Origin of the sequence: Streptomyces sp. NPDC060198 (assembly GCF_042728415.1) — a bacterium.
Classification (GTDB): Bacteria; Actinomycetota; Actinomycetes; order Streptomycetales; family Streptomycetaceae; genus Streptomyces.
In genome coordinates, this window is the sequence record NZ_JBHWZJ010000015.1 from 1 (window position 1) to 25,790 (window position 25,790).

Here is a 25,790-nt window from a genome sequence, read left to right on the forward strand (position 1 = left end):
GGTCCCGCCCCCCCCCCCGGAAGTTTCCCTGCCGTTCCTCCTCCGCACGCCTTGCCTGGCTACGCTCCCCCGGCCCGGTCCTGCCCAGGAGAGGTACGTCCATGAGCGCCTTGGTCCACCGCACCTCACCGCGGCCCCGGACTGTCCCACCGTCGGGCAGGCAGCAGCAGGACCGGAGCCGGGGCGCGAGCCCGTACGGCGACCCGGCGCAGCGTGCTCTCCTCTCGATCCAGTCCAGCGCCGGCAACCGGGCCGCGACCGCGATGGTGCAGCGCGCCAGGGAAGAGTCGGCGGAGCCCCAGGGCCCGGCGAAGTCGAACGTCAACACCACCTCCCGATGGGCGAGATACCGGAACCGGGCCGCCGCAGGTCTCGACAAGCTCAAGAAGAACTTCGAGTTCACGGACACCTTCGTCAAGGGCATCCAGGTCCCCACCAACGCGGGCTTCACCCAGCACGCCTCCGCCACGGCCGACGCGGGTCTCAAGCACTCCGCCGCCGGCTCGGGGGCCGGCGCAGCCGGGGAAGGCGTCCTCGCGGAGGCCCTCGGCGCGGCGACCAGTGGCATGGAAGCGCGCACGGCCGCGCAGAACATGCGGAAGCACAAGGACGGGGCCGCCCATCACGTGGCGAGGAAGAAGTTCATCTCCAAGACGTCCGACGCGTTCGTCAGCGCCGCCAGCTCGATCAACAACTCTCTTGCCCTCACCAAGGAGATGACCAAGGTCACGAAGGCGACGGGCGCCCTGGCGGCATCCGAGGTCAGTGGGGTCAGCGCCGGCATCGTCGGCGGGGTGAAGGGCACGCGCGCCGCGACCCGCACCGCGCTGACGGCCCGCAAGCACCAGGCACTGAAGGCCATCGAGAAGCCCGACCGTGTCGACGACGCGGACCTGAACCGGCTGGTACGGACGCGGAACGAGGCCGACATGGCCTTGGCCAGGGCGATCGCCGCGATGGATTCCCTGTGGGACGACGAGAACGGGCTGGAGGGCCTGCCCACCGCCATCGACACGGCCTTGTCGGCGTTGGGCGGCGCCCGCGAAGCCGCCGTCGAGTTCCGGCAGGCGGAAGACAAGAACACGTTCAACACGGCGGTCGACTACGCCATCGGCAAGCAGAAGAACAAGATGGCCAAGCAGGCCGTCACGGCGGTGGGCGAGGGCGCCAAGGCCGCGGGTGGTGTCGTGACGGCGGTCGCCGCCACAGCGGGAGCGGCCGGGCTCGCGAGCAATCCGGTCGGCTGGGGCATCGCCGCGGCTGCGGCGGGTCTCATCTTCGGCGTCGCCGCCTACAAGGGGGTCCGCGCGGGCACGAAGCGCTACGACGGGGCCCGCCACCCCGAACGCTGGGCCGCGGAAGGGGAGACCCCGAAGGAACCCGCCACCCGCGAGGACGCGTTGAGGGAGTCCCTGAAGTTCTGGAAGAAGGTGGGGAACGGCCAACGCCAGGCCATGGCGCGCGACATCTACGCCTTGGCGGCGGGGCCGGACATCAAGGGGAGCGACACCACGACGGCGGAGATGCGGGAATCGGCCAGATCCCTCCTCAAGGTCCTCAAGGCAGGCCCCGAGAAGCAGAAGCTGACCCCGGAGGAATGGGCGATCTCTCTCAACGACCCCGCCAGGACCGGCGAATGGATCAAGGAGATAGCGGAACAGCTGTCCTCCGCGTGACCGGGCGGACGCGCCCGTTTCGGGCACCCCGGGCCGAGCCGGTGCCGGGGCGGTGAGCCGAGCCGGTGCCGGGGCGGTGGGCGGTGCCGGGGCCGGGGCGGTGGGTCGGGCCGGGGCGGTGCCGCGGTGGATCGGGGCCGGGCCGGTGGATCGGGGCCGGGCCGGTCGGCCGATCGCCGGGCGCACCGCGAGCAGATGCTCCGCTCGTCGACCGCCGAGGAGGGTTCGCGCCGCGGCGGGAGCCCGGCAACCGTACGGCGTCCGGTCCGGCCGCCCGGTCACGTGCGCTGACGGCGCCCGGTGACGGGGCCGATGGCATGGGGCCGCCCCCGGGCGGCCCCTCAACGGGGCAGCTGTCCCTCCCGGTTGATCTCCGTGACCCGCGCACGCAGCACCACGCCGGGTGGTGCCGGCTGCACCGCTTCCGGCGGACAGTCCCACTCCGTACCGCCACCGGGCGGACGCAGCAGGATGTTCGGCCCCACTCGGCCCATCACCCGCCCGACCTTGCCCGACCGAGCGTCGACCGCGAACGATCCACGCTCCGGCACACACGGCTCAAGCCTTTCGACCGACATGTTCCACGCCCTCCTTCACCTGGGCGTTCTCCCCTTCGAGCCCCCTCTTCATGCGTTCCGGCGCCGCAGGGCGATCCGCAGCGACGGCGACGCGAGCCCGACACCCGCCAAGCCGCTTCTCAAACGTGCCACGGCCTCCTCCGCCACTCGCAGGTTCCCCTCGGCCGACGTGCGTTGACCGGTCGTCTTCGGGGGCTCATTCCTTCCACACCGAGTACAGCCCCGGGCGCCGAAGGACTCCCCCACGCGTCGTACCCCAAGGCCCCGTCCCGCGGGTCTATCGTGAACGCATGGCCACTCCCGAACTCATCCGTATCGTCTCCCGCGACTCCCCGATGGCCCTGGCCCAGGTGGAGCGGGTCCGGGCCGAACTCGCTCTGCTGCACCCCGGTATCGCCACCGAGGTCGTGCCCGTGAAGACGACCGGGGACAAGTGGCTGGGGGACCTCTCCCAGGTGGAGGGGAAGGGGGCGTTCACCAAGGAGGTGGACGCGGCGCTGCTCGCCGGTGAGGCCGATCTCGCGGTGCACTGCGTGAAGGACGTACCGGCGGACCGGCCGCTGCCGGCCGGCACGGTGTTCGCGGCGTTCCTGAAGCGGGACGACGTACGGGACGCCCTCGTGCACCCTGGTGGGCTCACGCTCGACGAGCTGCCGGAGGGTGCGCGTATCGGGACCTCGTCGGTGCGCCGGATCGCGCAGTTGGCGGCCTCGCACCCGCATCTGGAGTGCGTACCGTTCCGGGGCAACGCCAACCGGCGGCTGGAGAAGCTGGCGGCGGGCGAGGCGGACGCGCTGTTGCTCGCGGCGTCCGGGCTGGCGCGTATCGGGCGTACCGACACCATCTCCGAGGTGCTGTCCACGGAGGCGATGTGCCCGCCGATCGGGGCCGGGGTGCTCGCGCTCCAGTGCCGTGAGGGCGATCACGCGACGATCGAGACGGTCAGCGGCCTCAACCACGCTTCCACTTATCGGGAAATGACTGCCGAGCGGATGTTCCTGCACGTGCTCCAGGGGCACTGCAACAGCCCGATCGCCGGTTACGCCACCTCCCGGAGCGGCGGCGAACTCTCCTTGCGGGCCTGCGTGTTCACCCCGGACGGCAAGACGGTCCTGAACGCCCATGAGTGGGCCGGCCCGCTCGATCCCGCCACCCTCGGCACCTCCGTCGCGGTCACCCTTCTCCGTCAGGGCGCCCGCGAGCTGATCGACTCCATCGCGCACTGAGGGCGACGGCCCGTGCGGGAGGGATGGCGGCGTGGAACTGAACGGGGACCGGGTCCTGTTGCGGCCGGCGGCGGACGGTGATGCCGAGATCCTGGACAGGGTGGTACGCGAGCCCGAGGTCGCGGCGTGGTGGTCGCCGCCCCCGACCAGCTACCAGGACAAGCTGGCCATCGTCTTCGAGGGCGAGGTCATCGGCGCCATCCAGTTCAGCGAGGAGACAGACCCGCAATTCCGCCGGGCCGGTATCGACATCTTCCTGACGGCCAGGCTCCGCGGGCGAGGGCTCGGCGCCGACGCCGTCCGGACGCTGGCCCGGTGGCTGGTGCGGGAACGCGGCCACCACCGGCTCACCATCGACCCCGCGGCGGCCAACACCGCGGCCATCCGCTGCTACGCCAAGGTCGGGTTCCAACCGGTGGGCGTCATGCGGGCGTACTGGCACAACGAACACTCGGGCGCCTGGGAGGACGGTCTGCTGATGGACCTGCTCGCGGACGAGCTGGCCTGAGCGGCGTCCGGGCGGCGCCCTGGCCCCTCACGCCGGTGGCGCCCCCGCGCCCGTGCGGCCGGACAGCATCACATGATGGAGCTCCGCCCCGGCGCCGCCGGGACGCGCCTCACCGACCTTCCGGTAGCCCCACTTCCGGTAGACGGCCGGGGCCGTCCCGCTCGCCGGGTTGACGTTCAGGAGCACTCGCTCGACCCCGATGCCGTCGAGCAGCGCCGTGTGCAGCCTCCGCGCGACGCCGCGTCCGCGCCACGGCCCCCGCACGGCGAGTTCCAGGAGCCCGAAGGTGCGGTGCCCGTCCTCGCGCCGCATGTCGTCGGGGACGGGTTCGGTCAGCTCGTCCCACCACACGGCGTCGGGCCCGAGCGGGTGCCCGTACGCCATGCCGATCGGCACGCCGCTCCCGGTGCGGGCCAGGACGGCGCGGAAGCCGGGGTTACGGGTCAGTACGGGGAAGCGGCGGAAGGCGGCGTCGACCTCGTCCTCGGTCTCGTCGTAGGGCGGCTCGGCGAACGCTTCGGCGTAGATCAGCCTGAACTCCCCCGCCGCGCGCAGCGCGCCCGGCCCGTCCAGGCGCTCGGCCCCGATGGTCTCTCGCGGCATTATTCGATGCCCCCCTCCCGAACGGTGGCGCGTCGTCGAACGGGGCAGCTCGGCACCACCGTTGTCAGTTGCCCACGGTACTTTCCCGCCCATGGGGATCTATCTGGTCAGTGTGGGTGCGCAGGAGTGGTTCGACGCCGAGGAGGACGGGTGGGGCGACGTCTCGTCCGCACTCGCGGGGGACCTCGCGCGGCGGGGCCTGCCGCCCTTCACCGACCTGCCCGAGGAGCCGGAGTTCGAACGCGGCTCGGGACAGGCCTTCGAGGAGAAGCTGACAGGGTCCATGGACGGCTTCGTCGACCTGTGCGAGGCGCACCTGTCGCGGGAGGAAGCGGAGACCCTGTACGGGTGGTCGGTACTCGTGCCGTTCTCCCTGGAGGAGCAGATCTGGCTGCCGACCCCCGCTCCGTACTCCGACGAGACCTTGGTGGTCGGCGCTCCGCAGGCGCTGGCGCTCGCTGAGCGGCTGGCGGAGGCCGTCGGTCTGCCGGACGAGGTCCCCGGTACGAGCGACAACCTCGAACTGACCTCGTGGTTCCGGGACGAGGAGGTCGAGGAGCGGTCCACGGCGGCCGCGGTCCGCCCGGGGCGGTGGAGCGAGGACCTGGACACGGCGTTCTACGTCGCCCTGTACCTGCGCGCGGCACAGCACTCGATACGTCGCGGCTGCCCCATCGTCCTCACCTGACGTCGAGAGAGGAGACCGTCGTGGGCACCTGGGACACCGGCCCCTTCGACAACGACACGGCCGCAGACTTCGCCGACACCCTCGACGACACCGCCCCGGAGGCTCGCGAGGCCCTGGTGAGAGCCGTTCTCGTCCGCACGATCGACGCGACGGACTGGCTGCGGGAAGCGGAAGCGGCGGTGGCCGCCGCCGCGCTGATCGCGGCGCAATGTCCGGGAGGGGACCCCGTCGACACGTCCTACGGGCCCAGAGCGCCCACGCCCCGGTTCCCCTCCGACCTGCGAGCACTCGCCGACGAAGCCGTCGCCCGGGTCGCCACCGCCGAGGAGGGTCCGTCCTCGGACTGGACCGACCAGAAGGCGTGGGAGCGGTGGCAGGCCATGCTCGCCCGGCTCCGTGCGGTGCTAGCTCCTTCGCCGCCGACCATCGCCCTTTTCGACGTCGAGCCGTGACCGAGCGAAATGTCGAACCGAAGCGAAATCCCCTTCGAGGCATGACACTAAAGAGTGAATCTCACCCGTCGCCCGGCTTCTCGTACCGCCAGAAGCAAGCCACAACCGAGCTTATAAGCGGCCCACTTCGCCGCTCGCCGCAGCCTCTTCCGCCCCTGCGCACCCCCTCGGCCCCACCCGCACGCGTGCCGGAGCTCTTTCGGGGCCCGAAGCTCCGCTTGGCGGATACGCAACACGTTCCGAGGGCTCCACGCAGGGCATTTCGCTGTCGGCGAGACATGGCGCCCGGCGGGTGGGGCGTCCGTAGCTTCGGAGCGCTGAACCGAAGTGTCCGGAGTGTGCGGAAGACAGGGGAGCACCATGGGAACGCTGGAAGGCAGAACCGCCGTCGTGACGGGCGGCTCCCGGGGAATCGGCCGAGGCATCGTGGAACGGCTCGCGCGGGAGGGCGCCGAGGTCGTCTTCAACTACGCACAGAACACCGAGGCGGCCGAGGAGGTCGTCCGTACCGTCGAGGAAGCCGGCGGCCGGGCAAGGGCGTTGAAGCTCGACCTGGCGGAGTCCGGGGCGGCCGAGAAGCTGATGGAGGCGGCCGAGGAGCAGTCTTCGGGCGGCGTCGGCATCCTGGTGAACAACGCGGCGCTGAGCTTCATGCCGGCGCCGCTCGCCGCGATCGAGGAAGACGTCTTCGAGCAGGCGTTCGCGGTGAACACGAAGGCCGCGTTCCTCACCCTGCGGTACGCGGCACGGCACATGCCGGACGGTGGCCGGGTCATCAACATCTCCACCCTCAACACCCTGCGCCCGGCCCCGGGCATCGTGCCCTACCTCGTCAGCAAGGGCGCCCTGGAACAGCTCACCGCCGGTGCGGCGATCGAACTGGGCGCGCGCGGGATCACCGTCAACACCATCTCCCCCGGCGCCACCGACACCGACCTGCTGCGGGGCACCAACCCGCCCGAAGCCCTGGCCACCATCCCGACGATGACCCCGCTCGGGCGCCTCGGAACGCCCGCCGACATCGCGGCCGTGGTCGTCTTCCTCTCGGGCGACGAGGGCCGCTGGATCACCGGCCAGAACATCCGGGCCACCGGCGGACTGGGCTGAGGCTGAGGCGCCCTTCGTGAACGGGCCCCGCACCCGCCCGGCCCCGGTGCCGCACCGGCGCCGGGGGTCGGGCGGGTGTCCGCTGCTCAGATCGAGTCGGCGAGCTTGCCGAGCACGGCAGCACTCGCCTGCGTGTCGTGACTCAGCCGGACCGCGTGGTGCGGCAGCACCGCGAGGCGGGAGGCCACCTCGGCGCGGGCACTCTCCCGGCCCCCGCCGTCGATGCCCTGAGCGAGTCCGAAGACGTCCGGGTAACGGTCCTCCGTGGCGCCCGACATGAAGTCGCCCTCCCCCAGCGTGCGGGCGCCGTCGGCCAAACCCGGCGCCGAGTCGGCGATGACCTGGGGGAAGAGGAGGGCAGCGGCCGTACCGACCGTGGCCAACGGCACGTCGAACAGGTGGGGGAACTGGTCGGGGAACACCTGGACCTTCCGCTCTCGTCCCTTCCCGTCCCGGAGCGGGGTGGGGTCGCCCGCGAGCAGCGCCGCTGTCACCGACCTGTGCTGGGTCGGGTGGAAGCCTCCTCCGGTCCGCAGGTGCTCGCGCGCGGTCGCGAACCAGTCCAGCGAGTCGAGCAGGCCGAGACCGAGGGCGGCGGCGGACGGCCACGGTACGACTTCGACATCGCGGTCACCGATCGGCCGTGCGAGGACCCGGTCGTTGGCCAGAAGCTGCCACCCGTTCGAGGCGAGCAGCAGGGCCGTGGTGGTCTTCCCCGCTCCCTTCTCGCCGAAGGTGAGGAGGGTCGCGTTGTCGTCCGGCCTGACCACGGCGGAGGAATGCAGTACCGCCCACCCGTCCCGCAGAAGCTGCCCCCGAGCGACCTCCCGCGCGAGGCGCGCAGCCGAGAGAGCGAGCTTCCACACGTCCGTACCGGCGAGGACCAAGCGCCTGGAGGACGGCGTACTGCGGTACGCGATCCCCTCGCCGGGAGAGGTGGCGACGACGTCATCACCGTCGCGGGCCACCACCAGCGGGTGCTTCGCGTAGCTGACCGTTCCGGTGGGCCGCCCGTCCCCGACGAGGAGGGAGATCGCCTCGTACGCGGCAGGGTCGAGATCGGCGGTCACCACGGAGTCGCCGTGGACGCCGTCCGCCTCCGTCGCGGCGGCGTTCCACCACTGGCCGAAGTACCGCAGGGCCCAATCCGTGACATCGGCGCGATTGCTCAGCACCGTGACGGCCGCCGTGGCGGCTTCGAGTCGGATAGCGCTGGTCATGATGCGATCCTTTCGGCGGTACCGGGGAAGTGGGCGTACGCGTCCCGAGAGCTGCCGGCGACAGAATCGAGACGCGGTCGTCCGGATCGGGTGAGCTGGGGCGGTGTGGGGCGGGCAGGGTGCAGCCTTGCCGTCGATGAACCCATGGAGTGTGCGCACGCGGGGGAGCCCATGCCTGACCACCCCGAACCGGGCGGGACCATCCCCGCGCGCGCGGGGAGCGCAAGGCGCCCTCGTCGAGGTCGTGCAGCTCGTTGGGACCATCCCCGCAGGCGCGGGGAGCACGTCAATGTCTGGCAATCGGCCGTGCCCGTACTGGGACCATCCCCGCACGCGCGGGAGGCACTCCTCGTGCTGCCGTACGGCGTACGGGGTGTCGGGACCATCCCACGCGCGCGGGGAGCACGTTCGGGCTGCGCATGCCCACATCGAGCGCACGGGTCCATCCCCGCATGCGCGGGAGCACAAACCCACTCCTCCGCCCGCTGTCTTCAGCGCGGGACCATCCCCGCACGCGCGGGAAGCACGAGAGGACATCGTCGTCTCCCAGCCCGGCGTGGGGACCATCCCCGCGCGCAGGGAGCACCTGGAGCGCATCCGGCGCACCATCGAGGTCGGGGGACCATCCCCGCACGCGCGGGGCGCACTCTTCCTCGTCCGGGACGTTACGACGCCGGAAGGCCGAGGGAGGCCGACTTCACCGAGTCCGGCATGAAGCCCGTGTCGACTCCCCGGTTTCAGGACACCTCGCGGCCCGTCACGTCGCACTCGTACCCAGCGGCTGCCACCCGCGCCGCCGTTGCTGCTGCGGACGGACCCTCCCGAACTCCGGCCACGCCGGCCGGGAGGGACCGCCCGTACCCTGGGCACCGTGCCTTCCACCGATCTGTCTGCCGCCGCGCGGGTCCGGCCCCTCGGGGCCGCTGCACTTTCCAGGTCAGTCCGCCCCTGGGACTCGGCTTCGCCGCCGCCACCCTCCCGGTGATGATGCTCGCCTTCTCGAACCACCGCCGCGACGAAGCCCGCGAGAGATGACGACGCCCACCGTGACCGTGCGGCCCGAACCGCCTACTGTGCAGGTCAGCTCACACACGGCACACGGGATTCGTCCCGCGCTGCCCGCGCCCCAGGGCGGAACACGTCCCAGGGCGGTGCCATCGGCCCTCCCGCACCACCGGTCAAGCCCCGCCGTCCCTCCCGAGAAGAGATTCCGATGCCCCAAGCGCCCGCCCTCATAGGCAAACTCGCGGAATCCGCCATGGGGCGCCGAGCGCGGGTACTCGATGTGCAGCACCCCGCCCCCGGTTTCGTCGAACTCACCTTGCACGCCTCGGCCCCGCCCGGCGGCTGGCAGCCCGGCCACGAGATCCAGTTCCGAGTGGCCCCCACCCTGAGCCGCCGCTACACGGTACGGACCGTGGGCGGGCCGGACGGAGAAACCGGCGGCAGCGGCTCCGAGGCCGAGCGCATAGGTGTTCTCGCCAGCACCGAGTCCCAGGGCCCCGGCGCCACTTGGGTGAGCCGCCTGCGGGCCGGTACCGGGACCGTGATTCTGGCCGCCCGGCACCGGCCGTTGCGCGAGACCGGGGCCCGGCGCCTCTACCTCGGCGACGGCTCCACCCTCGGCACCATCGACGCCTACGCCCGGGTGGACGAACAGTCACTCGTCGCCATCGAGGTGCCGGAGCCCGCAGTCGACGCCTTGGCGGCCCGCTGGCCCCGGTACCACTTCCTGCCCATCACCAAGGGGCCAGGCGACGCGTTGTTCTTCTGGCTCGAACGGGCAGCCGGAGAGGGCGAGTTCGCGCGGCTCGACGGGGCGATGCTGCTGGGGCACGCCCAGTCCATCCAGCGCCAGCGCGCGGCCCTGGTCGACAGCCGGATACTTCCCCGCCGCGCGGTCACCACCAAGCCGTACTGGTCCACCGGCAAGGCCGGGCTCTGACAACTCCCGCCCCGGCACCCGGCACCCGAGACCCGGAGCCAACGACCCGGCACCCGGAGCCCCCGCCCGCCCCCGACGCGTACGCCCTACCCGGCGGCGGGAGCGACCGGTCCCCGGGCGATCAGGACGTCGGCGCTGTGGTGCCAGCCCAGGGAGGAGTAGAGGAGCTGGCCTTCCTCGCTGGCGATGAGAAGGCCGGTTCGGGCGCCCTGGGACACCGCGGCCTCCGCGAGGGCGCTCATCATGGCGCGGCCCAGGCCGCGTCGGCGGTGCGCGGGGCTCGTCTCGATGCGATCGGCGATCGCGTCCTCGCCGACCACGGCGATGGTGCCGCGCGCCGCCACCTCGCCCGAGGGGTCGTGGACGGTGACGACCGTGAGGGGGCCGTCCGTGCGGACCTCGCACCGGTACGGCTCGGCGACCGCGTGCTTCGGGTGTTCGCTCAGATCGGTCGCCATGAGCCACTCGGACCGGTGGACCAGCTCCAGCCCGGCCGCCCCGACGATGGTTTCGACCTCGGCGGTACGCAGTGTGGGCACGGTGAGCCAGGTGATCTTCCGTGCGGCGGCTACGGTCGCGGCGAGCCGTGCCACGGACTCGGGCGCGTCGTCCGCGCGCAGGGCGAACACCTCCACCTCGCGGCCGGGCTGGTCGCACGCCGACCGCAGCCCGTCCCCGGCAGGCCCGACCGGCTCGGCCTCGGGCAGGCCGCGTGCGACGGTCCAGCCGTGCAGCCAGCGTCGTATCAGCCCTGATTCGATCTTCGTCATCCGGCGATTAGAGCACGCACCACCCACAAGGGGTGCGGGTGCCTGCGCCGCCCCGCGTGGGCGGGCACCGGCGGCGCGGTGGCCGACGCCCCAGGGGCGCGAACTCCACCATGGCGCGCCCCTTCTGCCCCAAGGCGCTAGCCCGATCGAGGGACAGCCCTCAGTCGCGCCCCCGGCCCGAAGCTCAAGCGGCGAGATTCGAGCGCTCTTTCACAGGAATGGGTGGAGGGGACTGTTTTCCCACCCACCCACCCTGGCCACCAAGGCCGCTCACGGGCGTCGTTCACGGGCGTCGTTCACGGACGTCGTTCACGGACGTCGCTTACGGACGTCGCTTACGGAAGCGCGTCCACGGAAGGCGCCACCGGCGGCCGACCGGACCTGCCCGCCCACACGTCCCGGCCGCCCCGCGTCACCCTCGGGCGTTCCTTTAACTCCCCAGGGTTGACCATCCGTGACCGACTTGCCACGCAGGGTGCCGACGATCTAGCGTTCGCCTCAACTCAGACCACACATGAGTCGACCCCTGCCGGTGCTGCGAACACCGAACAGGGGCCTGACCAAAAAGATCGAAAGAAGCGATCCCCATGGCTGCGGCCCAGCTTAGTACTGCCCCCTGCCCCCCGCACGGCTCCGTGCCCCGCACCCCGCATCCGATGTCCAATCCGGGATACGGCAAGCGTTCGGCCCCGAACCAGAAGCCCTCCTCCGTACGCGATTTCGACCATCTGCCGCCGCGCGAGGCGGCCGTCGCCGCGTACATCGACCTGCTGCCGGACGGCGCGGACATCTCGGTGAAGACCCTCGCCAAGGTCCTCCCCTACGGCCAGTGCGCGATCGGCACGGTGCTCCGGAGGCTCCAGGCGGCAGGCCACCTGCACCGGGACGGCATCGTCGTCGCCAACGAGACCCAGCTGCTCTGGGTGACCCGTACGCACTTCTCCCGTACCGCCCGCGACGCCGACTGGTGGGAGGCGTTCGTGCGGGGCGACGTACCGCCGGAAGCCCGACGCCCTTCGCGTTCCCGTGCGTTCATCCTGCTCGCCGCGCTCGGCCGGGCCAACCCGGCGCTGTCGTTGTCGGCCGCCGACTGCGCGATGCTGGAACCGCAGGTCACCGAGTGGTTCGAACGCGGCGCCGACGAGAACGAGTTGCTCCACGCGCTCACCTCCGGCCTGCCGACCGCCGTCCACCACGCGGCCTCCCTCGTCCGCCGCCGCCTGGCGGACAAGCTGCCCCCGGTCCGTATCGCGACCCCACCGCCCCCGCCCGTGCCGTCCGGCCGGTACCCCGCCGAGTGCCGCGAATGCAAGGCGCCCGGCCCCGGAGACGCCATGCCCGACGGCCTCTGCCGCCCCTGCCGGGGCGACCTCGCGCCCCTCGCGGGCCCGCCCGGCACGGTCCCGCACGACGACGTGAGCAGCCGTGTGTCCCAGGTCCGCGCGAACATGGTCCCCCGCCAGGACCGCCCCCGGGGCCGGGCCGGGGTGACCGTCCGGCGACGGGGCGCCCAGAGCCGTACGACCCCGCCGAACAGCGCGAGTTGAGCGCCTTCCCCTTCATCCGTTCCGGTCACCGTTCCCGGAGCGCGTTGAGGCGGGCGGCCTGGCGGGTCAGGTGGTCCCGTTCGGCGAGGTCGGTCGCCCGGTGCGCGGCCTCGGCGTACAGCCGTGCGGCCGTCACCGGGTCGCCGTCGCGTTCATGGAGGTACGCCGCCACGGCGGTGTGGCGCGGCAGCGAGGCGTCCAGCGCCGCGAGCGCCGCCAGACCCGCGCGCGGGCCGTCCGCCTCCCCGACCGCGACCGCGCGGTTCAGCCGTACGACCGGGCTGTCGGTCAGCCGCGCCAACTCGTCGTACCACTCCACGATCTGCGGCCAGTCGGTCTCCTCGGCGGTCTGCGCGTCGGCGTGCAGCGCCGCGACGGCGGCCTGTGCCTGGTACTCGCCCAGCCGGTCGCGGGCCAGCGCCGCCGTCAGGATCCCGATGCCCTCGGCGATCGACGCGGTGTCCCACCGGCCGCGATCCTGCTCGGCGAGCGGCACCAGGCTGCCGTCCGGCGCGGTCCTGGCTGCCCGCCGGGCGTGGTGGAGCAGCATGAGGGCGAGCAGCCCGGACACCTCGGGGTGGTCGATGCGGGCCGCGAGCTGCCGGGTGAGCCGGATCGCCTCGGCGGCGAGGTCCACATCGCCGGAGTACCCCTCGTTGAAGACCAGATAGAGGACGCGCAGCACCGTTGCGACGTCGCCGGGCCGGTCGAACCGCACCCCGGAAACGGTGCGCTTCGCCCGGCTGATGCGCTGCGCCATCGTCGCCTCCGGCACCAGGTACGCCTGGGCGATCTGGCGCGTGGTGAGCCCCCCGACCGCGCGCAGGGTCAGCGCGACCGCCGACGCCGGGGTCAGCGAGGGGTGGGCGCAGAGGAAGTAGAGCTGGAGGGTGTCGTCCACCGCGCGGGCGGGCCCGGCGGCCGGTTCCTCGTCCACCCGGACCTCGCGGTGACGGCGGGCGCTGTCCGCCCGGGTCGCGTCGAGGAACCTGCGCCAGGCCACGGTGACCAGCCAGCCCTTCGCGTCCTCGGGAGGGTCGGCCGGCCAGACGCGTACCGCCTGGAGCAGTGCTTCCTGCACGGCGTCCTCGGCCGCCGCGAAATCGGCTCCGCGGCGGACGAGGACGGCGATGACACCCGGGGTGAGGCTCCGGATCAGGGCCTCGTCCATCGGTGAGGTCACTCCGTGACGGTGGGGTGGTGGGCGCCCAGGAACGGGCGCAGTTCCAGCCACTCGTGGATCGGTTCGCCGCCCTTTCCGGGCGCGGCCGACAGCTCCCCGGCCAGCTCCACCGCACGCTCATGGCTGTCGACGTCGATCACCATCCAGCCCGCGATCAGGTCCTTGGTCTCCGCGAACGGGCCGTCGGTGACCGGCGGGCGCCCCTCGCCGTCGTACCGGACCCACTCCCCCTGCGGGGCGAGCGCCTGCCCGTCGACGAACTCTCCGGTCTTCTCCAGCCGGGCCGCGAAGTCGTTCATGTACTGGACGTGGGCCGAGATCTCCTCCGGGGTCCACTGGTCCATCGGCACGTCGTTGGCCGGGGCCGGGGCGCCCCGGTAGTGCTTGAGCATCAGGTACTTCGCCATGGCGTCTCTCCTCACTGCGGCGGCCGTGTGAGCGGTCGCATCCGTGGTCGCGTTCCTCGCGTCCGTGTCCGTGTTCCTCGCGTCCGTGTCCGTGGGCGCGTTCACTACGGGGACGGAGCCGGTCACGGGTTCTCGACATCACCGGACGAGAAATCTTTCCGGACTTCCGACCCCGGACTCCCGACCCCGGCCTCCGAACCGGTTTCCGAACCGGTTTCCGAACCGGTTTCCGAACCGGCCCCCGACCGGACCAGTCGGCTCGACGAACGGTCCCTGAGACGATCCCGACCGACAGGGCCCGAGGGAAGCACGACGCGCCGGTCGGTCGCCCGATCGCTCAGCCGACCGCTCTCGGCCACGTGGAACCGTCCCCGTCAGGCCGCACCGTTCAAGACGCCCGCGCCCGCCGCGTAATCACGCAACTCCAGAGCCGAGTTGATGCTCCGCCCCTCCTCGCCGGAGGCGAGCGTCGGCTCGGCAAGGGCCTTGTCGCGCGCCGCGAGATCCTCGGCGGTACGCGGCGCGAGGACGGCGAGCCCGCTGTGCGCCAGGGCCTGGTTGGCCTCCACGAACTCCCGCAGCCCGCTCTCGTACGCGGCGAACGCGGCCGTGTGGTCCGGGTGCGTGGCCAGCTCACCGGCGAGGACGTACGCCCCGATCAGCGCGATGCTCGATCCCTGCCCGGAGAAGAAGGACGGGGCGTACGCGGCGTCGCCGACGAGCGCGACCCGGCCCGTGGACCAGGACGGGAGGTGGATCTGCCCGGCCACGTCGAAGAAGAGGTCGTCCGCCGCGCGCATGGCGGTGACCATGCGCGGGACCTCCCAGCCCTCGTCGGCGAAGACGGAGGCGACGAGCTCGCGCTGGGCGGCCGGGTCGCGGAACGCCGTCAGCGGCACCGTCGACTCCACCAGGTCCGAGGCGAACACCAGGAAGCCGTGCAGGTCCTCGGTCTCCTCCACGGCGTACAGGACCGCGCCCTTGCCCGGAGTGTTGCGGATGACGCCCTCGTGGCGGAGGCCGAAGTCGTTGGGCAGGGTGAAACCGGCGAAGCACTGGCCGAGGGAGCGGTGGAAGCGCTCCTCGGGCCCCATCACCAGCCCCCGGGTGTGCGAGTGGATGCCGTCCGCCCCCACGACCAGGTCGAACGTGCGCCGGGCTCCGCTGCGGAACACCACGTCCACGCCCCCGTCCCGGCTGTCACCCCTGTCGCCGTCGCCCCGGCCGTCCCCGTCCCGGCGACCCCGGCCGTCCCCGTGGCCCCGGTCGTCCAGCGTCGCGATCGAGTCGCCGAAGAGGAACTCGACGTCGTCGCGGACGAGGCCGTACAGGAGGTCGGCGAGGTCTCCCCGGCGCACTTCCACGTCCCGTCCCTCCACCCCGCCTGTCATGGTCTCCGGCCGGATCGCGGCCCGCACCGAACCGTCCGGCCCCAGGAACGACACCTGCCGGCTGTCCACGTGCGCGGCCCGCACCCCGGGCAGCAGTCCCATCCGCTCCACGACCTCCAGGGCGGTGCCCCGGATGTCGATGGGGTAGCCGCCGCCGCGTACGGCGTCCGCCTTCTCGACCACCGTGACCGCGAAGCCGTACCGGTGCAGCCAGTAGGCCAGCGCGGGGCCCGCGATGCTGGCGCCGGAGATCAGGACGCTGCGCGCGCGGGGCGCGGAGGTGTCCGTACCGGCCGCGCCGTCCGTACCGCGACCGGATTCCGTACCGTAGGTGCTGGTCATGAGGTGTCCCCTCTCGACAGGCACGCAGACTCCCGCCATCTACGTAACTTAGGTATCTTTTTTACGGGCGCGAGAACCCGTGCGGCATTGCCACCGGACCCGACTATATACCTAACTTAGCTATCCAAAAGGAGCGGGCATGGATGCCCAGGAGCCGCACGCGGCAGACCGCGAAGACGCCGCAGGCCCGCCGGCCGGCTCCGACGCGGCGTTCGACCTGGTGGCCGAGGTGCTGCCGCGCATGGCCCAGCTCAGCAACACCCTCAACAAGGGGCGGCTGACCGAGCACGCGATGGAGACCGCCGGACTCGCCCTGGAGCGCCCGTCGATGTCCGTACTGGTCACCCTGCACATGGCCGGAACCCCGCTGCGCATCGGCGAGATCGCGACCCGCATGCAGGTGGTCGGACCGCACGTCACACGGCAGGTCAACGGGCTGGAGAAGCGCGGCCTGGTCCGCCGGGTCACCGACCCCGACGACCAGCGCGCCCGGCTCATCGAGCCGACACCGGAAGGCGCGGCCGGCGCCGAGCGCTACATGCGGACCATCCTCGGCTGGTTCGGTGGAGCGCTGGCCGACTGGTCCGACCAGGACCGCCGGGAGCTGGGCCGGTTGCTGGGGCGGCTCGTGGACGACTTCACCCGTCATCTGTCGGCGCTGGACGCGGAGTAGGAACACCCGTCGCGAAGAGCCTTCACGGGCTTGCGGCTGCCGCTGCGGCAGCTTCTACCGTCGTTCTGGGGGCCGGAAGAAACCGGGCCCGTACGGGGCGAGACCCATCGGCCCGTACCAGAAATTCGTTCCCAGCTCGGCGGCGGGTGAACGATCGGCCGTGCACAAGCGGCGCGTGAAGGAGACGGCCATGGCCTGGCCCATCGCGGAGGTCGCCCGGATGTCCGGGGTGACCGCACGGACCCTGCGGCATTACGACGAGATCGGACTGCTGCCGCCCGCCGGCACCGGCTCGAACGGGCACCGCGTCTACGGGGAGCGCCAACTGCTGCGGCTGCAGCAGATCCTCGTGCTGCGGAGCCTCGGCGTCGGACTGCCCGAGATCGGCCGCATCCTGGCCGATCAGGTCGACGAACTGGCGGCCCTGCGCGGCCACCACCGTCGGCTGCTGGCCGAACGCGACCGCCTCGGCATCCTGGCCGCAGCCGTCTCCCGCACCATCCGTCAGCTGGAACACTCCCGAGAGGACGGCACCATGACCACCATCAACCGACCCGAGAACCTCTTCGAGGGCGTTCGCCCCGCGCAGTACGAGGAGAGCCTGCGAGACTTCCCCGCGCACGCCGAAGCGGTCGAGCGGCACACCTCCGGCCTGACCGAGGCCGAGATCACGGCCGGGCAGCGGAAGCGTACGGAGCAGATGATCCGGCTCGCCGAATTCCTGACCGACGGCCTGCCCGCCGACTCGGTGCAGGTGCGGGAGCACGTGGACGCGCAGTTCAGGGCGGTGAACGAGCTGCGCCCCGTCACCGCTGAGGAGCACCTGGCGATCGGGAGCTCGTGCGTGGAGAACCCGCAGTGGCGCGCGGCATACGAAGCCATCGCTCCGGGCCTCGCCGAGTACCAGCGCGACGCCATCACGGCGTACCACTCGGTCCGCCCGGCCTGATCCCCTGCCCGGCCCCGGCCTGGATCGCGGCCTGATTCGCGGCCTGGATCGCGGCCTGGATCGCGACGGGAGAAAACACTTCGGCCCCCAGGACGAATCCTGGGGGCCGAAGCTACAGCTGGATGCTGCGGGGGTGGAACCACCGATCCCTGAAGGGGATCAGAAGTCCATGTCACCGCCCGGCATGCCACCCGGGGCGGCCGCGCCGGCCTTCTCGGGCTTGTCGGCGATGACGGCCTCGGTGGTGAGGAACAGCGCGGCGATGGACGCGGCGTTCTGCAGAGCGGAGCGCGTGACCTTCGCCGGGTCGATGATGCCCTCGGCGATCATGTCGACGTACTCGCCGGTCGCGGCGTTGAGGCCGTGACCGATCGGCAGGTTGCGGACCTTCTCCACGACGACGCCACCCTCAAGACCACCGTTGACGGCGATCTGCTTGAGCGGGGCCTCCAGCGCGAGCTTGACGGCGTTGGCACCGGTGGCCTCGTCGCCCGTCAGGTCGAGCTTCTCGAAGACGGCGGACGCCTGGAGCAGAGCCACGCCACCACCGGCGACGATGCCCTCCTCGACGGCGGCCTTGGCGTTGCGCACCGCGTCCTCGATGCGGTGCTTGCGCTCCTTGAGCTCGACCTCGGTGGCGGCACCGGCCTTGATGACGGCCACGCCGCCGGCCAGCTTCGCCAGACGCTCCTGGAGCTTCTCGCGGTCGTAGTCCGAGTCGGAGTTCTCGATCTCGGCACGGATCTGCTTGACGCGACCCTGAACCTGCTCGCTCTCGCCGGCACCGTCGACGATCGTGGTCTCGTCCTTGGTGATGACGACCTTGCGCGCGGAGCCCAGCAGGTCGAGACCCGCGTTCTCCAGCTTGAGGCCGACCTCCTCGGAGATGACCGTGCCGCCCGTGAGGATGGCGATGTCACCGAGCATGGCCTTGCGGCGGTCACCGAAGCCCGGAGCCTTGACGGCGACGGACTTGAAGGTGCCACGGATCTTGTTGACGACCAGGGTCGACAGGGCCTCGCCCTCGACGTCCTCGGCGATGATCAGCAGGGGCTTGCCCGACTGCATGACCTTCTCCAGCAGCGGAAGGAGGTCCTTCACGTTGGAGATCTTCGAGTTGACGATGAGGATGTACGGGTCGTCGAAGGACGTCTCCATACGCTCCATGTCGGTCGCGAAGTACGCCGAGATGTAGCCCTTGTCGAAGCGCATGCCCTCGGTGAGTTCCAGCTCCAGACCGAAGGTCTGGGACTCCTCGACGGTGATGACGCCTTCCTTGCCGACCTTGTCCATCGCCTCGGCGATCTTGGCGCCGATCTCGGTGTCGGCGGCGGAGATGGAGGCGGTCGAAGCGATCTGCTCCTTGGTCTCCACGTCCTTGGCCTGCTCCAGCAGAGCGGCGGAGACGGCCTCGACGGCCTTCTCGATGCCCCGCTTGAGGGCCATCGGGTTGGCACCGGCGGCGACGTTGCGCAGACCCTCGCGGACGAGCGCCTGGGCGAGAACGGTGGCGGTGGTCGTACCGTCGCCGGCGACGTCGTCCGTCTTCTTGGCGACCTCCTTGACCAGCTCCGCACCGATCTTCTCGTAAGGGTCCTCGAGCTCGATCTCCTTGGCGATGGAAACACCATCGTTGGTGATCGTGGGCGCGCCCCACTTCTTCTCGAGGACGACGTTACGGCCCTTGGGGCCGAGGGTGACCTTGACGGCGTCGGCGAGCTGGTTCATCCCGCGCTCGAGACCGCGCCGTGCCTCCTCGTCGAACGCGATGATCTTGGCCATGTGAAGTGGTCCTCCCGGACGGGGTGGATTGCTCCGGACCGAGTGGCGCCCGCGACGGACGGCCTGCGTGCCCGGCGGTTCCTTGCCCCGCCGCGCCTGCGGGCCTCACCGGCCCGGTCCAAGTTTCTGTCACTCTCACCTGGAGAGTGCTAACGCCAATGATTAGCACTCGACCCCTGCGAGTGCAAGCGTCCTCCTCGTCCTGGGGACAAGCCCGAGGCAGCCTCCGGGCGGCCCCCGGCCCCGCGGAACGCCCTCCTGGCACGGAAAACGCGAAACCACGCAGGGCCCGTCCCCTGGGGGAACGGGCCCTGCGTGGTGAAGAAATATCGTTGCCGACCGCGTCCAACTCAGCCCACGGCGAGCTTGACCATGTCCGCCTGCGGCCCCTTCTGGCCCTGCGAGATCTCGAATTCAACTCGCTGACCCTCTTCGAGGGTGCGGTACCCGTCCATCTGGATCGCGCTGTAGTGGACGAAAACATCCGCACCACCGTCGACCGCGATGAAGCCGTACCCCTTCTCCGCGTTGAACCACTTGACGGTGCCCTGAGCCATGCCTAACTCCCCTATTTCTGGCCCCTGCACAGGACCGCACTTCGCGGACCCGGGTCAGAACTCACCCTCCGACAGGAGAGGGTGCGTGCGCCGGAACGCCTCGACCGCGGCCGAATGTATCTGCCCAACTGCCCTCTGCAACAGGTCAATCGGACGGGAATTCTGAGCGTGCCGGAACGCCCGAACATGAGGATTTGCTGAGAATCTTGGGCAAGTCGGGCCAGACAAAGGCCACTTAAGGCACAGAGGGCATCCGGACTTTGGCTGCTTCTTGTCGCGCCGCGGCGCGATCTCGCACATGCTCGACACGAGCGGCGGAGGGGGCTTCCCCAACTGTACCGCGCTCAATCCTACGGAATTGCCCCCTCCGCGTCGTACGCGAAGGGGGCAATGTCCTTGGTGTGGCGTGCCGTCGAGCGGCCGTACGGTCAGCAGCCGCCCGCGACGGCGGGGATGATCGAGACGCCGGCGCCGTCCGGCGTGGCCGCCTGGAGGCCGCCCTCGAAGCGGACGTCGTCGTCGTTGACGTACACGTTGACGAAGCGGCGCAGCTTGCCCTGGTCGTCCAGGACGCGCGCGGCGATGCCCGGGTGGTCCTTCTCCAGGGACTCGATGACCTCGGAGAGGACGGTGCCCTCGGCCGAGACCTCGGCCTGGCCGCCGGTGTACGTGCGCAGGATGGTGGGGATGCGGACCTTGACGCTCATGGGGATTGCCTTCCTCGGTTCTGGGGTGGTCAGTGCGCCGCGAGGCCCGCGTCGCGGAACGCGTCCAGGCTCGGGCGGATGGTCGCCGTCAGACCGGTGGTCGGGGAGACCGCGTCCAGGGTCTTCAGGCCGTCGCCGGTGTTCAGGACGACGGTGGTCAGCGTCGGGTCGAGCAGACCGGCCTCGATCAGCTTCCGCGTCACGCCGACGGTCACACCGCCGGCGGTCTCCGCGAAGATGCCCTCGGTGCGGGCGAGGAGCTTGATCGCGTCCACGACCTGCTCGTCGTCGACGTCCTCCACCGCACCACCGGTGCGGCGGGCGATGTCCAGGACGTACGGGCCGTCGGCCGGGTTGCCGATCGCGAGCGACTTGGCGATCGTGTTCGGCTTCTGCGGGCGGACCACGTCGTGACCGGCCTTGAAGGCGGTGGAGACCGGGGAGCAGCCCTCGGCCTGGGCACCGAAGATCTTGTACGGCTTGTCCTCGACGAGACCGAGCTTGATCAGCTCCTGGAGGCCCTTGTCGATCTTGGTGAGCTGGGAGCCGGACGCGATCGGGATGACCAGCTGGTCGGGCAGCTGCCAGCCGAGCTGCTCGCAGATCTCGTACGCGAGCGTCTTCGAGCCCTCGCCGTAGTACGGGCGGAGGTTGACGTTGACGAAGCCCCAGCCCTCGCCGAGCGGGTCGCCGATCAGCTCGGAGCAGAAGCGGTTGACGTCGTCGTAGTTGCCGTCGATGCCGATCAGCTCGCCGCCGTACACGGCGGCCATGACGACCTTGCCCTCTTCCAGGTCGTGCGGGATGAACACGCAGGAGCGGAAACCGGCCCGCGCGGCGGCGGCACCGACCGCGCCGGCGAGGTTGCCGGTGGAGGAGCAGGAGAGGGTCGTGAAGCCGAAGGCACGGGCGGCCTCGACGGCGATGGCGACGACGCGGTCCTTGAAGGAGTGCGTCGGGTTGCCGGAGTCGTCCTTGACGTACAGGGCTCCGGTGACGCCCAGTTCGCGGGCGAGGTTGTCGGCCTTGACCAGCTTGGTGAAGCCGGGGTTGATGTTGGGCTTGTCGGCGACATCGGCGGGCACCGGCAGCAGCGGCGCGTAGCGCCAGATGTTGTTCGGGCCGGCTTCGATGCGCTTCTTCAGCTCGTCCGGGGAGCCGCTCGGCAGGTCGTACGCCACTTCGAGCGGCCCGAAACAGGACGCGCAGGCGAAAATGGGGCCGAGGGGGAAGCGTTCGCCGCACTCGCGGCAGGAAAGCGCGTCGGCGGGACCGAGATCCACGGTTCCGGACGTCGCTGCGGCGATCTGTTCAGCCATGATGGCGGAGGCCCTTTCTCCTCATCTTCCTTGCGACGCGTTTCGCCGCAAGACGGAATTGGCACCTTCCCCACCGTGGCCTCGCGGCCGGCGGGAGGGTTGCCGGGACTTCAACGGGCCGTTCCCTCAGTCCCTCTGGATGAGCGCTATGGCACTGGACCGTTCGATCCAGGCGTTTGTCCGCCCCCCGACCCCGACATGCGAAGGCGGTGAGCTTTGTTCAAGACTGTAACCGAAGCACCCGACGGGTGAGGTAGTCGTCCGAACCGCGAGATGGATCACAAACAGGGAGTACCGCCCGTGCTGGAAGAGGTCGACAGCTGGCTGGCCCGCCGTTCCTGGGCCGCCTCCGACCGCCCCCTGGACCGTCTCCTGGCCGCCCGGGACCGGGACCCGCGGGGCACCTCGGTGAGCGTCGTACTGCCCGCGCTGAACGAGGAGGCGACGGTCGGCGAGATCGTGCGCGTCATCCGCCGCGAGCTGATGGAGAAGATCCCGCTGGTGGACGAGCTGGTGGTGATCGACTCCGGCTCCACCGACGCCACTTCCGCCGTCGCCCGCGCGGCCGGAGCGCGGGTGGTGCACCGCGACGCGATCCTCCCCCGGCTGCCCGCCGTACCCGGCAAGGGCGAGGTGCTCTGGCGGTCGCTCTTCGTGACCAGCGGCGAGATCGTCTGCTTCGTGGACGCCGACCTCAAGGACTTCTCCGCCGATTTCGTCTCCGGCATCGTCGGCCCGCTGCTCACCGACCCGGGCATCCAGTTCGTCAAGGCGATGTACGACCGGCCGCTGGAGGACGGGCACGCCCCCGCCGGTACTCCTGCGCAGGGCGGCCGCGTCACCGAACTGGTCGCACGCCCGCTGCTCAATCTGCACTGGCCGAAACTCGCCGGCTTCGTCCAGCCGCTGGGCGGCGAGTACGCGGTCCGGCGCCGGCTCCTGGAGCAGCTGCCGTTCCCGGTCGGGTACGGCGTGGAGTTGGGACTCCTGGTGGACGCGCTGCACGAGGTGGGTCTCGACGCGCTGGCCCAGGTGGACGTCGGCGTCCGCCGCCACCGCCACCAGGACGGGCAGGCGCTGGGACGGATGGCCGCCGCGATCTACCGGACAGCTCAGCTCCGGCTCGCCCGGGGGCACCTGGTCCGTCCGATGCTGACCCAGTTCGAGCGGGACGAGGACGGGTTCCGGCCGCACACCTACGCGGTGGACACCGAGGAACGGCCGCCGGTCCGCGAGATCGCCGAGTACACGACCCGCCGCGCCGCTTGAGAGCCCGAACACGTTTGGGGGGTTACGTATCGGGCTAGGTTCCGCTACATGGTCTCCGAGCACGCCGCCCAGGTCCTCGTCGCGTCCAACCGCGGCCCCGTGTCGTACACGCTGAACGAGGACGGTTCCCTCGACGCACGCCGGGGCGGGGGTGGTCTCGTCTCCGGGCTGAGCGCCGTCGACGACAAGGTGTGGGTCTGCGCCGCGCTGAGCGAGGGCGACCGTGAGGCGGTCCGGCGCGGGGTCGGCGAAGAGGGCGTCCGGATGCTCGACATCGACGCCGACGTGCACACCGACGCCTACAACGGCATCGCCAACTCCGTGCTCTGGTTCGTCCACCACCTGCTCTACCAGACCCCCGTCGAGCCGGTCTTCGACGACGAGTTCCGGCGCCAGTGGGCCGCGTACGAGACGTACAACCGGGCCTTCGCCGAGGCGCTGGCCGAGGAGGCGGGCGAGGGCGCCGCCGTGCTGGTGCAGGACTACCACCTCGCGCTGGTCCCCGGGATGCTCCGCGAACTCCGCGCCGACCTGCGCATCGGCCACTTCTCGCACACCCCGTGGGCGCCGGTCGACTACTTCCGGCTGCTCCCCGACGACATCGGCGAACAGCTGCTGCGCGGCATCCTCGGCGCCGACCGGGCCGCGTTCCTCACCCGCCGCTGGGCCGACGCGTTCATCGGCTGCTGCACCGAGATCCTCGGCGGCACCAGCGGGACCCGCATCGGCGTGCACGGACTCGGCGCCGACGGCGACTTCCTGCTCGCCCGCTCGCACGAGCCGGACGTGGACGAGCGGATGGCCGCACTGCGCGAGCAGATCGGCGGCGACGGCGACCGGAAGACGATCGTCCGGGTCGACCGGACCGAGCTGTCCAAGAACATCGTGCGCGGGCTGCACGCCTACCGCATCCTCCTCGACAACCACCCCGAGTGGCGCGAACGCGTCGTGCACGTCGCCTTCGCCTACCCCTCCCGCCAGGACCTGGCGGTCTACCGGGAGTACACGGCGGCGGTCCAGGAACTCGCCGACGAGATCAACAAGGCGTACGGCTCCGACACCTGGACGCCGGTCGTCCTGCACGTGAAGGACGACTTCGCCCGCTCGCTCGCCGCCTACCGGCTGGCCGACGTGGCGCTGGTCAACCCCATCCGGGACGGCATGAACCTGGTCGCCAAGGAGGTCCCGGTCGTCTCCGACCACGGGGTCGCCCTGGTGCTCTCCCGCGAGGCCGGGGCGTACGAGGAGCTGGGCGCCGACGCACTGGTGGTGAACCCGTACGACGTCAGCGCGACGGCCGAGGCCCTGCACGAGGCGCTGAGCATGGACGAGCGGGAGCGGGCCGAGCGTTCGGCCCGGCTCGCGGAGGCCGCGACCGCGCTGCCCCCGCAGGCGTGGTTCCTCCAGCAGCTGGAGGCGCTGCGGGAGGGGTGAGGCCCACCGCCCGCTCTCAGATGTTTTCGGCCACGGCCGCCAGCAGCGCCGCGACGTCCGCCGGGCCCGGCACGATCAGGTCGGCCCGGTCGGCCAGCTCGGGCACCTCGGTGCCGCCGCTGCACACCAGCAGCCCCGGCACCGGGTCCGGACCGCCGGAGCGCAGCTTCTCCACCGCCGCGAAGGCCGCGACATCACCGAGGTCGTCGCCCGCGTAGAGCACCGACCCCGCCCCCACCTCGGCCGCGTACCCGGTGAGCGCGACGCCCTTGTCGACCCCGGGCGGGCGCAGCTCCAGGACCTGGCGGCCCGGCTCGACGATCAGCCCGTGGCGCGCCGCGAGCCCGCCCAGCGGCTCCCGCAGCAGCTCGAACGCGGCCTGCGGATCGGCGGCGCGGCGGGTGTGGACGGCGACGGCCTGCCCCTTCTCCTCCACCCAGGTGCCGCTCAGCACCTCGGGTCCGTCGAGCAGCGCGGGCAGCTCCGCGCGGACGGCAGCGAGGCCGGGATGCGGCGTCGGCGCGGACACCTCGCCGGAGGCCGCGTCCCAGCGCTCGGCGCCGTAGTGGCCGAGAACCACCAGGCTCTCCAGGCCGGGGACCCCGGCGAACCCGCCGTGCGCGACCGCGACGGCGGCCGGGCGGCCGGTGATCACGACGACGGAAGCGATCTTCGGCGCGAGCGCGGCGAGCGCGGGCAGCACGTCGGCGTGGGCCCGCGCCTGCTCGGGGTCGGACACGATCTCGGCGAGGGTGCCGTCGAAGTCGAGCGCCACCACCGCCCGGTCCGGCCGGGCCAGGAGCGCGGCGAGCCCTTCGCGGCCCGCTTCGGTGGACGGAGTCGGCAGGTGATCCAGTTGGGTGCCCATGCTCCGACACTAGCGAGGCAGGGGCGGCCCTGCCGAGACCGCACCCCGCACGCCGGGGCGGTGCCCCGCGCACGCCCCGTAACCTCGGGAGGGAGGGAGCGGGACAGCAGCAAGGAGCAAGACGCATGGACGACCCCATCGAGCAGGTCGAGTACGAACAGATGCTGCTCAGCCGCCACATCTTCCTGCGCACCGCCAACGGACGGCGCAAGGACGACGTCCTGGAGCGGAGCGCGTACGTCCTGCTCAGCCGCATCCGCGTGCAGGGGCCGATGTCCGTCAAGGAGCTGAGCGACGCCTTCGGACTCGACTCGTCCACCCTCAACCGGCAGACCGCCGCCGCGATGCAGGCCGGACTGGTGGAGCGCATCCCCGACCCGTCGGGGGGCATGGCCCGCAAGTTCCGGATCACGGAGGAGGGCGCGCAGCGGCTCGACGTGGAGCGCGAGAAGAACGCGAGCGGGCTCGGGCTGGTGCTGGAGAAGTGGTCCCCGGAGGACGTGGAGACCTTCGCCGGCTACCTCAAGCGGTTCAACACCGACATCGAGCGGCTGTCGGGACGCCCCTGGCCCCGGCCGTGATACGCGGC

The 25,790-nt window shown here is 71.4% G+C and carries 25 protein-coding genes and 1 riboswitch; of the genes, 13 read left to right on the top strand and 12 right to left on the bottom strand.

The annotated features are described in order from the left end of the window. Window positions 1-101 precede the first annotated feature (101 nt). Window positions 102-1,676, top strand: a complete 1,575-nt coding sequence (locus tag ACFWEP_RS04065; protein ID WP_387365190.1) for a hypothetical protein — start codon at window positions 102-104, stop codon at window positions 1,674-1,676. Between the two features lie 341 nt (window positions 1,677-2,017). Here the strand turns inward: ACFWEP_RS04065 and ACFWEP_RS04070 are convergent, their stop codons facing one another. Next, window positions 2,018-2,254, bottom strand: coding sequence for a hypothetical protein (locus ACFWEP_RS04070; RefSeq protein WP_387365193.1), 237 nt, complete (start codon window positions 2,252-2,254; stop codon window positions 2,018-2,020). Between the two features lie 290 nt (window positions 2,255-2,544). Between ACFWEP_RS04070 and hemC the strand changes: the two genes are divergently transcribed. Both hemC and aac(6') read left to right on the top strand, forming a co-directional pair. Next, complete coding sequence (gene hemC / locus ACFWEP_RS04075; RefSeq protein ID WP_387365198.1) at window positions 2,545-3,480, top strand: hydroxymethylbilane synthase; 936 nt, start codon at window positions 2,545-2,547, stop codon at window positions 3,478-3,480. Window positions 3,481-3,511: 31 nt separating this feature from the next. Beyond that, window positions 3,512-3,988 (top strand): aminoglycoside 6'-N-acetyltransferase, encoded by a 477-nt coding sequence (gene aac(6') / locus ACFWEP_RS04080; protein ID WP_387365201.1) that lies wholly within the window; start codon window positions 3,512-3,514, stop codon window positions 3,986-3,988. Window positions 3,989-4,015: 27 nt separating this feature from the next. Here the strand turns inward: aac(6') and ACFWEP_RS04085 are convergent, their stop codons facing one another. Next, window positions 4,016-4,591, bottom strand: a complete 576-nt coding sequence (locus tag ACFWEP_RS04085) for a GNAT family N-acetyltransferase (RefSeq protein ID WP_387365204.1) — start codon at window positions 4,589-4,591, stop codon at window positions 4,016-4,018. A gap of 91 nt (window positions 4,592-4,682) precedes the next feature. Here ACFWEP_RS04085 and ACFWEP_RS04090 point away from each other — a divergent pair, with 91 nt between their 5' ends. The 3 genes from ACFWEP_RS04090 to ACFWEP_RS04100 all read left to right on the top strand — a co-directional run bounded on the left by ACFWEP_RS04090 (window position 4,683) and on the right by ACFWEP_RS04100 (window position 6,838). Continuing rightward, window positions 4,683-5,279, top strand: coding sequence for a hypothetical protein (locus ACFWEP_RS04090; RefSeq protein WP_387365207.1), 597 nt, complete (start codon window positions 4,683-4,685; stop codon window positions 5,277-5,279). Between the two features lie 20 nt (window positions 5,280-5,299). Next, window positions 5,300-5,731 carry a DUF4259 domain-containing protein gene (locus tag ACFWEP_RS04095; protein WP_387365210.1) on the top strand — a complete coding sequence of 144 codons (432 nt, stop codon included), beginning with the start codon at window positions 5,300-5,302 and terminating at the stop codon, window positions 5,729-5,731. 360 nt (window positions 5,732-6,091) lie between these two features. After that, a complete protein-coding gene (locus tag ACFWEP_RS04100; RefSeq protein ID WP_387365213.1) occupies window positions 6,092-6,838 on the top strand; it encodes an SDR family oxidoreductase in 747 nt (248 codons plus the stop codon). Window positions 6,839-6,924: 86 nt separating this feature from the next. Here the strand turns inward: ACFWEP_RS04100 and ACFWEP_RS04105 are convergent, their stop codons facing one another. After that, entirely contained in the window at window positions 6,925-8,058 is a 1,134-nt protein-coding gene (locus tag ACFWEP_RS04105; protein ID WP_387365216.1) for a hypothetical protein, read from the bottom strand. Window positions 8,059-9,271: 1,213 nt separating this feature from the next. Between ACFWEP_RS04105 and ACFWEP_RS04110 the strand changes: the two genes are divergently transcribed. Continuing rightward, window positions 9,272-10,003 carry a hypothetical protein gene (locus ACFWEP_RS04110; protein WP_387365219.1) on the top strand — a complete coding sequence of 244 codons (732 nt, stop codon included), beginning with the start codon at window positions 9,272-9,274 and terminating at the stop codon, window positions 10,001-10,003. A gap of 86 nt (window positions 10,004-10,089) precedes the next feature. Here ACFWEP_RS04110 and ACFWEP_RS04115 read toward each other — a convergent pair whose 3' ends face one another. After that, entirely contained in the window at window positions 10,090-10,773 is a 684-nt protein-coding gene (locus ACFWEP_RS04115) for a GNAT family N-acetyltransferase (RefSeq protein WP_387365222.1), read from the bottom strand. Between the two features lie 656 nt (window positions 10,774-11,429). Here ACFWEP_RS04115 and ACFWEP_RS04120 point away from each other — a divergent pair. Then, window positions 11,430-12,320 (top strand): hypothetical protein, encoded by an 891-nt coding sequence (locus ACFWEP_RS04120; RefSeq protein ID WP_387365225.1) that lies wholly within the window; start codon window positions 11,430-11,432, stop codon window positions 12,318-12,320. 25 nt (window positions 12,321-12,345) lie between these two features. On the opposite strand, the gene ACFWEP_RS04125 is transcribed toward ACFWEP_RS04120, so the two are convergent. The 3 genes from ACFWEP_RS04125 to ACFWEP_RS04135 form a co-directional block, all read right to left on the bottom strand. Beyond that, on the bottom strand, window positions 12,346-13,491 hold the full coding sequence (locus tag ACFWEP_RS04125; RefSeq protein ID WP_387365306.1) for an RNA polymerase sigma factor: 1,146 nt from the start codon (window positions 13,489-13,491) through the stop codon (window positions 12,346-12,348). A gap of 8 nt (window positions 13,492-13,499) precedes the next feature. After that, window positions 13,500-13,910 carry a YciI family protein gene (locus tag ACFWEP_RS04130; protein WP_328721021.1) on the bottom strand — a complete coding sequence of 137 codons (411 nt, stop codon included), beginning with the start codon at window positions 13,908-13,910 and terminating at the stop codon, window positions 13,500-13,502. Window positions 13,911-14,284: 374 nt separating this feature from the next. Continuing rightward, window positions 14,285-15,643, bottom strand: a complete 1,359-nt coding sequence (locus ACFWEP_RS04135; RefSeq protein ID WP_387365229.1) for an FAD-dependent oxidoreductase — start codon at window positions 15,641-15,643, stop codon at window positions 14,285-14,287. Window positions 15,644-15,782: 139 nt separating this feature from the next. On the opposite strand from ACFWEP_RS04135, the gene ACFWEP_RS04140 reads away from it, so the two are divergent. Both ACFWEP_RS04140 and ACFWEP_RS04145 read left to right on the top strand, forming a co-directional pair. Further along, complete coding sequence (locus ACFWEP_RS04140) at window positions 15,783-16,316, top strand: MarR family winged helix-turn-helix transcriptional regulator (RefSeq protein WP_387365232.1); 534 nt, start codon at window positions 15,783-15,785, stop codon at window positions 16,314-16,316. A 190-nt stretch (window positions 16,317-16,506) separates the two neighbouring features. Then, window positions 16,507-17,265, top strand: coding sequence for a MerR family transcriptional regulator (locus ACFWEP_RS04145; protein WP_387365235.1), 759 nt, complete (start codon window positions 16,507-16,509; stop codon window positions 17,263-17,265). A gap of 159 nt (window positions 17,266-17,424) precedes the next feature. On the opposite strand, the gene groL is transcribed toward ACFWEP_RS04145, so the two are convergent. The 4 genes from groL to thrC form a co-directional block, all read right to left on the bottom strand. Beyond that, entirely contained in the window at window positions 17,425-19,047 is a 1,623-nt protein-coding gene (gene groL, locus ACFWEP_RS04150) for a chaperonin GroEL (RefSeq protein ID WP_328721018.1), read from the bottom strand. A gap of 350 nt (window positions 19,048-19,397) precedes the next feature. Continuing rightward, complete coding sequence (locus ACFWEP_RS04155) at window positions 19,398-19,604, bottom strand: cold-shock protein (protein WP_003967346.1); 207 nt, start codon at window positions 19,602-19,604, stop codon at window positions 19,398-19,400. 428 nt (window positions 19,605-20,032) lie between these two features. Then, window positions 20,033-20,311, bottom strand: coding sequence for a MoaD/ThiS family protein (locus tag ACFWEP_RS04160; protein ID WP_266705881.1), 279 nt, complete (start codon window positions 20,309-20,311; stop codon window positions 20,033-20,035). A 29-nt stretch (window positions 20,312-20,340) separates the two neighbouring features. Next, complete coding sequence (thrC, locus tag ACFWEP_RS04165) at window positions 20,341-21,630, bottom strand: threonine synthase (protein WP_387365238.1); 1,290 nt, start codon at window positions 21,628-21,630, stop codon at window positions 20,341-20,343. 18 nt (window positions 21,631-21,648) lie between these two features. Beyond that, window positions 21,649-21,776: riboswitch (SAM riboswitch) on the bottom strand. 154 nt (window positions 21,777-21,930) lie between these two features. Here thrC and ACFWEP_RS04170 point away from each other — a divergent pair. Both ACFWEP_RS04170 and ACFWEP_RS04175 read left to right on the top strand, forming a co-directional pair. Next, complete coding sequence (locus ACFWEP_RS04170; protein ID WP_387365241.1) at window positions 21,931-22,899, top strand: glucosyl-3-phosphoglycerate synthase; 969 nt, start codon at window positions 21,931-21,933, stop codon at window positions 22,897-22,899. Between the two features lie 48 nt (window positions 22,900-22,947). Then, complete coding sequence (locus ACFWEP_RS04175; protein ID WP_387365244.1) at window positions 22,948-24,333, top strand: trehalose-6-phosphate synthase; 1,386 nt, start codon at window positions 22,948-22,950, stop codon at window positions 24,331-24,333. 16 nt (window positions 24,334-24,349) lie between these two features. Here ACFWEP_RS04175 and otsB read toward each other — a convergent pair whose 3' ends face one another. Beyond that, window positions 24,350-25,201: a trehalose-phosphatase gene (otsB, locus tag ACFWEP_RS04180; protein WP_387365247.1), complete on the bottom strand. Its 852-nt coding sequence runs from the start codon at window positions 25,199-25,201 to the stop codon at window positions 24,350-24,352. Window positions 25,202-25,326: 125 nt separating this feature from the next. Between otsB and ACFWEP_RS04185 the strand changes: the two genes are divergently transcribed. After that, the gene (locus ACFWEP_RS04185; RefSeq protein ID WP_387365250.1) at window positions 25,327-25,782 is read left to right on the top strand and encodes a MarR family winged helix-turn-helix transcriptional regulator; all 456 of its coding nucleotides are present in this window, start codon (window positions 25,327-25,329) and stop codon (window positions 25,780-25,782) included. Window positions 25,783-25,790 lie beyond the last annotated feature (8 nt).

Coding starts and splice junctions, on each gene's coding strand:
- ACFWEP_RS04065 (WP_387365190.1), top strand. CDS start 102: ATGAGCGCCTTGGTCCACCGCACCTCACCGCGGCCCCGGACTGTCCCA.
- ACFWEP_RS04070 (WP_387365193.1), bottom strand. CDS start 2,254: ATGTCGGTCGAAAGGCTTGAGCCGTGTGTGCCGGAGCGTGGATCGTTC.
- hemC (WP_387365198.1), top strand. CDS start 2,545: ATGGCCACTCCCGAACTCATCCGTATCGTCTCCCGCGACTCCCCGATG.
- ACFWEP_RS04085 (WP_387365204.1), bottom strand. CDS start 4,591: ATGCCGCGAGAGACCATCGGGGCCGAGCGCCTGGACGGGCCGGGCGCG.
- ACFWEP_RS04090 (WP_387365207.1), top strand. CDS start 4,683: ATGGGGATCTATCTGGTCAGTGTGGGTGCGCAGGAGTGGTTCGACGCC.
- ACFWEP_RS04100 (WP_387365213.1), top strand. CDS start 6,092: ATGGGAACGCTGGAAGGCAGAACCGCCGTCGTGACGGGCGGCTCCCGG.
- ACFWEP_RS04105 (WP_387365216.1), bottom strand. CDS start 8,058: ATGACCAGCGCTATCCGACTCGAAGCCGCCACGGCGGCCGTCACGGTG.
- ACFWEP_RS04110 (WP_387365219.1), top strand. CDS start 9,272: ATGCCCCAAGCGCCCGCCCTCATAGGCAAACTCGCGGAATCCGCCATG.
- ACFWEP_RS04115 (WP_387365222.1), bottom strand. CDS start 10,773: ATGACGAAGATCGAATCAGGGCTGATACGACGCTGGCTGCACGGCTGG.
- ACFWEP_RS04120 (WP_387365225.1), top strand. CDS start 11,430: ATGTCCAATCCGGGATACGGCAAGCGTTCGGCCCCGAACCAGAAGCCC.
- ACFWEP_RS04125 (WP_387365306.1), bottom strand. CDS start 13,491: ATGGACGAGGCCCTGATCCGGAGCCTCACCCCGGGTGTCATCGCCGTC.
- ACFWEP_RS04130 (WP_328721021.1), bottom strand. CDS start 13,910: ATGGCGAAGTACCTGATGCTCAAGCACTACCGGGGCGCCCCGGCCCCG.
- ACFWEP_RS04135 (WP_387365229.1), bottom strand. CDS start 15,643: ATGACCAGCACCTACGGTACGGAATCCGGTCGCGGTACGGACGGCGCG.
- ACFWEP_RS04140 (WP_387365232.1), top strand. CDS start 15,783: ATGGATGCCCAGGAGCCGCACGCGGCAGACCGCGAAGACGCCGCAGGC.
- ACFWEP_RS04145 (WP_387365235.1), top strand. CDS start 16,507: ATGGCCTGGCCCATCGCGGAGGTCGCCCGGATGTCCGGGGTGACCGCA.
- groL (WP_328721018.1), bottom strand. CDS start 19,047: ATGGCCAAGATCATCGCGTTCGACGAGGAGGCACGGCGCGGTCTCGAG.
- ACFWEP_RS04155 (WP_003967346.1), bottom strand. CDS start 19,604: ATGGCTCAGGGCACCGTCAAGTGGTTCAACGCGGAGAAGGGGTACGGC.
- ACFWEP_RS04160 (WP_266705881.1), bottom strand. CDS start 20,311: ATGAGCGTCAAGGTCCGCATCCCCACCATCCTGCGCACGTACACCGGC.
- thrC (WP_387365238.1), bottom strand. CDS start 21,630: ATGGCTGAACAGATCGCCGCAGCGACGTCCGGAACCGTGGATCTCGGT.
- ACFWEP_RS04175 (WP_387365244.1), top strand. CDS start 22,948: ATGGTCTCCGAGCACGCCGCCCAGGTCCTCGTCGCGTCCAACCGCGGC.
- otsB (WP_387365247.1), bottom strand. CDS start 25,201: ATGGGCACCCAACTGGATCACCTGCCGACTCCGTCCACCGAAGCGGGC.
- ACFWEP_RS04185 (WP_387365250.1), top strand. CDS start 25,327: ATGGACGACCCCATCGAGCAGGTCGAGTACGAACAGATGCTGCTCAGC.